This is a genomic window from Glycocaulis sp. (assembly GCF_052168375.1).
In the GTDB taxonomy this organism is placed as follows: domain Bacteria; phylum Pseudomonadota; class Alphaproteobacteria; order Caulobacterales; family Maricaulaceae; genus Glycocaulis.
In genome coordinates this window covers 1-2,058 of the sequence record NZ_JBQLZR010000063.1, presented here as the reverse complement: position 1 = coordinate 2,058, position 2,058 = coordinate 1, and the positions used below count along the sequence as shown (strand labels likewise).

Sequence of the window (2,058 nt, the reverse complement as noted above, 5' to 3'; positions counted from 1 at the left end):
TACCCCTGTTATTGCTGAGGCTGCGGGCCAAGGCGGCGCATGTCACGGGAACAGAACCAACTTCCCCGGTGCGCCACCTCAACCCGCTAAGCTATTGCATAGCCTCAGCTTTCTCACGAGCTGGAGCGAGCGTAGAACATGGCGGCAGGGGCTATTCCACTGCCTTCAACCATCGGTACAGCACGTCGAGCGGGTATCCTGACCCGTAGCTGTGTCCTACACCCTCGGTGGCCCAGCCGCCGATCTGATCGACGATGTCGGCAGGACACTCGACCGCCCGCAGCCGGTCCCTCAGCGAGTGTCTGAAGCTGTGCATGGTCGTGTTCTTCGGCACCTTCGGCTTCATCCATTTGTTCAGCGCGGCGCTGGCGGAGTTGGCATTGGCCCTGTCCAGTGTGGTGTAGCTGGGGAACGCGAAAGGGCTGTCAGGAGAGCTGTCCTTGATCCTTTGAGCTGCCCACAGGGAAGCTCCGACGAGCGGGACCTTGCGGGAGCTGCCCGAGGTCTTGAGCCTGCGCCACGGATGCTCCCTGACGACCACATGTGGGACCTCGTCCTCCAGACGCAGATCGTCCTTGAGCAGACCCACGGCTTCAGCCAGCCGCAGCCCCGTGTCCGAGACCAAGGCGACAATCCAGCGTCGCTCGTCATCGAGCTTGCGGCACTCTCCTTGCAGGCTGCGGATGGTGCCGAGCGGGATCGGCTCGCGACCCTCAACGCCAGCGGTGCGGTCATAGTAGACCTTGCCGAAGGGGTTGCTCAACTCGACCCCGATCTCGCTGGCCGCGAAGTTGATGACAGAGCGCACGGTGGCGATGATCCGCGTGATGCTGCTGCCAGCCAGTTCCCGCTTCAGGAGGTCGTCGCGGAAGGCGTTCGCGTCAGACTTCGTGTAGGCAGTGATGTCCTTGTCGCCGCACACGTCGATGACATAGCCGCAGCAACGCTCGGTGGTGCGCTGGAAGGTCACACCTCGGCCCTGGCCCTTCAGCCGCAGGTAGATGCCAACCGCCTCCGAGAGCTTCACCGTGTCGGGGGACACTTCGACCGGCGACCAAGCCGTAGGTGCCGCGTTCACGTTCTGCGCCATCCTGAGCAGGTTCTTGCCCGGCAGGTCGCTGTCCTTCAGACGCAGGTGATACCAGAACTCATCGAGCTTCTGGGCCGCTCTGAGGGCGCGTGACGACGCTACAGATGGGGACCTTGTCCGCAGCGAATAGCTGATTTTCGGTGACTTGTAGTGCTGCTGCAGGTCTTTCGGGACGCGTCTGCAGAAGTAGTAGACGCCCTGCTTCGTGAAGGTGTGGGGTGCTTCCCTGTTCTCCGCCATGTTCTACGCTCGCTCCAGCTCGTGAGAAAGCTGAGGCTATGCAATAGCTTAGCGGGTTGAGGTGGCGCACCGGGGAGGATTCGAACCCCCGACCCCTTGATTCGTAGTCAAGTACTCTATCCAACTGAGCTACCGGTGCGTGGGGCGTGCATGTAACCGCCCCGGCCGGGCAGCGCAAGGGGTTTCCCGGTCGCCCCGCCGCTCAGGCGGCGAGGCCATGCGGCAGGTGGATCGCGAAGACCGTGCCCTCGGGCCCGGTGCGCACCAGCTCCAGCCGCCCGCCATGGCCGCGCACGATCTCGGCGGCGATGGCGAGGCCGAGGCCGGTGCCGCCCTTGCGCGCGCCGCCGTGGAACGGCTTGAACAGGTGGTCGAGCGCCTTCTGCGGGAGGCCGGGGCCTGTGTCGGCAACCTCGATGCACCACCCGCTCTCGCCCTCGGCGCCGCGGATCGCGATGGCGCCCGTTCCGCCGGCCGCGGAGATGGCCTGCCGCGCGTTGCGCACGAGGTTCGAGAGGACGCGGTGAAGCTGCTCGGGATCGGCGCGCAGGACGAGCCCGGCGGGGATGTCGCAGGACCAGTCGATGCCGCACTCCTCGCCCGCCGTCAGCCGCTCGTTCTCGATCACGTCCTCGGCCATGTCGCGCAGGCGGACCCGGTCGAGCTTGGGCGAAGGCTCCTCCGCACGGCCGAAGGCGAGCGTCGCCTCGGTCAGGTTCACCGCGCGG

Annotated in this window: 2 protein-coding genes and 1 tRNA gene; all 3 read right to left on the bottom strand. The window is 65.6% G+C overall.

Annotated elements, in window-relative coordinates; all coding sequences use genetic code 11:
• Window positions 1-151: 151 nt before the first annotated feature.
• Complete coding sequence (locus ACTS2Z_RS02550) at window positions 152-1,330, bottom strand: DUF6538 domain-containing protein (protein ID WP_442571663.1); 1,179 nt, start codon at window positions 1,328-1,330, stop codon at window positions 152-154.
• Between the two features lie 62 nt (window positions 1,331-1,392).
• Window positions 1,393-1,469: transfer RNA gene (locus tag ACTS2Z_RS02545), tRNA-Arg, on the bottom strand.
• Between the two features lie 63 nt (window positions 1,470-1,532).
• On the bottom strand, window positions 1,533-2,058 hold a 526-nt coding region (locus ACTS2Z_RS02540), incomplete at its 5' end, for a sensor histidine kinase (protein WP_442571662.1).